Raw genomic sequence first — 4,061 nt, forward strand, 5'->3', positions numbered from 1 at the left:
AGCGCTCCCAGTGCGGAGACCCCGGCCACGAACACCGCCAGCCATTCCCACTGCGGCAGGCGCAGGGCGAACTCTGTGCCGTAACTGTGCGCCAGGTCAGCCAACGCGGCATTGAGCGGATCCAGCACGACGGCAACCAATCCAATCGCCGCCAGCGCCGCCACGGCACAGCTGACCGCCCCCAAATACAAGAACGGCCGGCGCACGAAGGACTCGGTCGCGCCGACCAGCCGGGCGACGCCGATTTCCTCGCGTTGGGACAAGGCCTGCATGCGCACCGTGTTGAAGACGGCAGCCAACACGGCTACGGCCACGACCAGGGCGAGGAACACCAGCATCGTCCTGGCGAAACGCAGAATGGCTTCCAGGCGCTGCACCCAATCGCTGTCGACCTGCACCATGTCCACGTTCGCCCAGGTCTTCCATATTTTCGCCAGTTCGGCCGAACGCCGGGCGAGGTCTTCGCCTTCCAGCGTCACCACGATGGCATCGGGCAGCGGGTTGTCAGGCAGCACGGCCAACGCCTGGGCATACGCGGGGTTGGCCTTGAGGTCCGCCAACGCCCGGTCGCGGCTGATGATCCGCAGCGCGCGTATCTCATTACCGTGGTCGCGGCGTATGCGGTCGGCCACCGCGCCGGTCTCCTCGGTTGTGGCGTCTACCTTCATGAAGACTGTCATTTCCGGATCGGCCGTCAAGTGCGCGGCCACCGGACGCAGCGACGTCAAGGCCGTTGCCCCCAGCAGGGGAATGGCCAGGGCGAGCGTGATGACCAAGATATTGGCGATCGACGAAAAAGGTTGTGCCCACAGGCGGCGCAAGGTCACCCCCAGCGCGTAACGATGCTGACGAAGAAGAGGGCTCATGCGCGCACCTCCCCGCCGAGGCGCGGCGTGCGCTTGCCGCCGTCCGTCACCGTACGGTCCTTCACCAGCAACACGCGCGTGGCGTAGTCAGCGATCAACGTATCGTCGTGCGTGGCCAGGATCGTGGTCACGCCGACGCGATTGAAATCCCGGAACACTTCGACAATGCGGCGGGCGCTGTCGCGGTCCAGGTTGGCGGTCGGCTCGTCGGCGATCAGCAAGCCCGGCCGGTTGACGATGGCGCGGGCGATGGCCAGCCGCTGTTGATCGCCGCCGGAGAGCTCCTCGGGACGCAGCGACTCCTTGCCTGACAAACCGACCCGCTCGATGGCCGCGCGCGCCCGCCGGAGCGCGTCTGACCGGGCATGGCCGGCAACGATAAGGGGGAACAACACGTTGTCGAAGGCGCTACGGTCGTTGAGCAGGTGAACGTCTTGCAGGATGGTGCCAATGGCCCGCCGCAGGTAGGGCCTAAGGCGCCTGGGCAGCTTGCCCACGTTCTGCCCGTTTACCAGGACGGTTCCGCGGTTGGGAACGTCTAGCCCCGCGATGAGCTTCAACAACGTCGACTTTCCCGCTCCGGAAGGCCCCGAGACGAAGACGAATTCTCCTTGGGCGATGCCGAAGGTGACATTGGCCAGCGCATCGATGCCGCGGCCGTAGGATTTGAAGACATGCTGGAATTCGATCATGAGGCCGAAATAGTAACCTGGGCTCCGACGGGATCCGAGGTTTTCATCATACTCAACCCATGCTACGGTACGCTTCATTTCAAGGGTCTGGCAGCCCGGCTCTGTATCGAGGCGCTACGCAGGGCGCCCGCTTTTGGACATGGGGCGCCCGGGGCGCCGCCCAGCCTCCGGAGCGGGCTCCGCGCCATGCCTGCGGCCGCGATGCTTTATAGTCTGGGCCGCTCCGAGTAAGGAATTCGCCATGAAAGCATTGACTTCCCTCCTTGCAGCCGTCTTGTTGATGGGCGCTGCACAAGCCGTCCAAGCCGGCCCGACGCTGGACGCGGTCAAGAAGAAAGGCTTCGTGCAATGCGGCGTCTCCACCGGCGTTGCCGGATTCAGTAACCCGGACAGCAAAGGCAATTGGACCGGCATAGACGTGGACCTGTGCAAGGCCGTCGCCGCCGCCTTGTTTGGCGATGCGAACAAGATCAAGCTGACGCCGCTCAACACCCAGCAACGCTTTACCGCCCTGCAGTCGGGCGAGGTCGACGTGCTGCCGCGCAATACGACCATCACCCTGCAGCGGGACACGGCACTCGGCCTGACCGGCGTGGGCGTGAACTTCTACGACGGCCAAGGCATCATGGTGCCCAAGAAACTCGGGGTCAAGAGCGCCAAGGAACTCGACGGCGCGGCGATTTGCCTGCAGCCGGGCACCACCACCGAGCTCAACCTGGCGGACTGGTTTCGCGCCAACAAGCTGACTTTCAAGCCCGTGGTCATCGACAAGTTCGACGAGCTGGTCCGGGCCTTTGCCGCGGGACGCTGCGACGCCTACACCACGGACATCTCGGCGCTGAACGTTATCCGCGCGACCAAGCTCTCCAACCCGGACGACTACGTCGTGTTACCGGAACTGCTTTCCAAGGAGCCGCTCGGCCCGCTGGTCCGCCAGGGCGACGAGCAGTGGGCGGCAATTGTCCGGTGGACCCTCAATGCGATGATCGAGGCCGAGGAATACGGCATCACCTCGAAGAACGTCGACGAAATGCTCAAGAGCCCCAATCCCAACGTTCAGCGCATCTTGGGCGTCACGCCAGGCGCGGGCAAGAACCTTGGCGTAGACGAGAAATGGGCCTACAACATCATTAAGCAGGTCGGCAACTACGGCGAGAGCTTCGAGCGCAACCTCGGCCAAGGCAGCCCGATGAAAATGCAGCGCGGTGCCAATGCGCTGTGGACGCAGGGCGGCCTCATGTACGCACTGCCCATCCGTTGACCCGCATGTCCCGATTGAACTGGAGCAATCCGGCGGTTCGCTCCGTGGTTTACCAGGCCGTGGCACTGGCTGCGGTCGCCGGACTGGCCTGGTTTCTGGTGTCCAACACGCTGGCCAATCTCGCGGCGCGCAACATCGCCTCGGGTTTCGACTTCCTGGGCCGGGAGGCCGGGTTCGCCATTGGCGAGACGCCCATCCGCTATGAACCCCAGGACACCTATGCGCGCGCCCTCCTCGTCGGGCTGCTGAACACCGTACGGGTGGCGGCCGTGGGCATCGTGCTCGCCACCGTGCTCGGCACCCTGATGGGCATTGCCCGCCTGTCGCGCAACTGGCTGGTCGCCCGCCTCGCAGCGGTCTATGTAGAACTGATGCGCAACACCCCCCTGCTGCTGCAGCTGTTTCTCTGGTATGCGCTAATCACCGAAACCATGCCCGCTGCGCGCCAAGCCATAGAGCTGCTGCCCGGCGTATTCATCTCCAACCGCGGCGTTAAGTTCCCGCTGCCTGCCGATCACCTGGGATTCGACTTGGCCGCCGCGGGCTTTGCCGCGGCAGTCCTGCTTGCGCTTGGGTTGGTCCATGTCATGCGCCGGCGCCGGCAGGCGAGCGGCGACGTCCGCCCCGTCTGGGGATGGGTGGTCGGGCTGTTGGTGGGCCTGCCGCTGGCAGGATGGCTGGCAGGCGGCGCCCCCACGGAGTTCGACGTTCCGCGCCTGCAGGGCTTCGGCTTCGCCGGCGGAGCAACGCTCACCCCCGAATACGCGGCGCTGCTGTTCGGCCTCGTGCTCTATACGGGAGCCTTCATCGCCGAGGTCGTCCGCGCGGGGATCCAATCGGTAGACCGAGGCCAATGGGAGGCCGCCGAGTCCCTCGGCCTGCGGCGCAATGCAGTGTTGAGGCGGGTGGTTCTTCCGCAGGCACTGCGGGTCATCATTCCTCCCATCACCAGCCAGTACCTGAACCTGACCAAGAACAGCTCGCTCGCTGTCGCCATCGGCTATCCCGACATCGTATCGGTAGCCAATACCACACTCAACCAGACGGGACAGGCGATCGAAGGCGTCCTCATCATCATGGCGGCATACCTGACGGTGAGCCTGGCGATCTCGGCGCTGATGAACCTGTACAACCGCCGCATGGCACTGGTGGAGCGCTGATGAAACCTGCCTCCCCCGACCTCAGCGCCGCGCCCCGTGCCGAAGGCCCGCCACCCCCGCCTCGTGTCGGCCTGTTGCAAGG

4 protein-coding genes are annotated in these 4,061 nt (G+C 65.0%); 2 read left to right on the top strand and 2 right to left on the bottom strand.

Annotated features, from left to right (window positions below; all coding sequences use genetic code 11):
- On the bottom strand, positions 1-866 hold an 866-nt coding region (locus IRZ12_RS16085; RefSeq protein WP_296470591.1), incomplete at its 3' end, for an ABC transporter permease.
- A complete protein-coding gene (locus IRZ12_RS16090) occupies positions 863-1,558 on the bottom strand; it encodes a cell division ATP-binding protein FtsE (protein WP_296470596.1) in 696 nt (231 codons plus the stop codon). The genes IRZ12_RS16085 and IRZ12_RS16090, both read right to left, overlap by 4 nt.
- 280 nt (positions 1,559-1,838) lie before the next feature.
- Between IRZ12_RS16090 and IRZ12_RS16095 the strand changes: the two genes are divergently transcribed.
- Both IRZ12_RS16095 and IRZ12_RS16100 read left to right on the top strand, forming a co-directional pair.
- Positions 1,839-2,819: an amino acid ABC transporter substrate-binding protein gene (locus IRZ12_RS16095; protein ID WP_296470602.1), complete on the top strand. Its 981-nt coding sequence runs from the start codon at positions 1,839-1,841 to the stop codon at positions 2,817-2,819.
- Positions 2,820-2,824: 5 nt separating this feature from the next.
- Positions 2,825-3,979: an amino acid ABC transporter permease gene (locus IRZ12_RS16100; RefSeq protein ID WP_296470599.1), complete on the top strand. Its 1,155-nt coding sequence runs from the start codon at positions 2,825-2,827 to the stop codon at positions 3,977-3,979.
- The last annotated feature ends 82 nt before the right edge of the window (positions 3,980-4,061 follow it).

The organism is Pigmentiphaga sp., from assembly GCF_019689535.1.
Taxonomy (GTDB): domain Bacteria; phylum Pseudomonadota; class Gammaproteobacteria; order Burkholderiales; family Burkholderiaceae_B; genus Pigmentiphaga.

Coding starts and splice junctions, on each gene's coding strand:
- IRZ12_RS16090 (WP_296470596.1), bottom strand. CDS start 1,558: ATGATCGAATTCCAGCATGTCTTCAAATCCTACGGCCGCGGCATCGAT.
- IRZ12_RS16095 (WP_296470602.1), top strand. CDS start 1,839: ATGGGCGCTGCACAAGCCGTCCAAGCCGGCCCGACGCTGGACGCGGTC.
- IRZ12_RS16100 (WP_296470599.1), top strand. CDS start 2,825: ATGTCCCGATTGAACTGGAGCAATCCGGCGGTTCGCTCCGTGGTTTAC.